We start from the raw sequence: 618 nt of genomic DNA on the forward strand, positions 1-618 counted from the left end.
ACGAACGGCACCGAGCGCTTGAAGCTCACGTCCTTGAAGCTGTAGAACGGCACGTTGGTCACCATCGTCAGCCCGGCATACAGCGTGAAGCCGAACGCCGTCCAGATGAGCCAGGCGCCCTCCTCGTCGACCATGAAGCCCTGGTCGTTCATCAGCCAGATGAAGCCCATCACCAGCGCCGCAGCGGCCGGGCTGGGCAGCCCCTGGAAGAAGCGCTTGTCGACGACCTTCAGGTTGGTGTTGAAGCGCGCCAGGCGCAGCGCGGCGCACGAGCAGTAGACGAAGGCCGCGAGCCAGCCCGGCTTGCCCAGGTCCTTCAGCGCCCATTCGTAGACGATCAGCGCCGGCGCCGCACCGAACGACACCATGTCCGACAGGCTGTCCRTCTGCTCGCCGAACGCGCTCTGCGTGTTCGTCATGCGCGCCACGCGGCCGTCGAGGCTGTCGAGCACCATCGCGCAGAAGATGCCGATGGCCGATTGCTCGAACTGGCCGTTCATCGCCATCACGATGGCATAGAAGCCGCCGAACAGCGCCGCCAGCGTGAACAGGTTCGGCAGGATGTAGATGCCCTTGCGGCGCGGCCGCGCCGGTGGCACATCAGCATCTGGCAGGTGG

Annotated in this window: 1 protein-coding gene; it reads right to left on the reverse strand. The window is 65.8% G+C overall.

The window, feature by feature from the left end:
• On the reverse strand, positions 1 to 614 hold a 614-nt coding region (pssA, locus tag AC1D15_RS36090; RefSeq protein WP_477829869.1), incomplete at its 3' end, for a CDP-diacylglycerol--serine O-phosphatidyltransferase.
• Positions 615 to 618: the final 4 nt, after the last annotated feature.

The organism is Rhizobacter sp. P2_H2 (genome assembly GCF_056403375.1).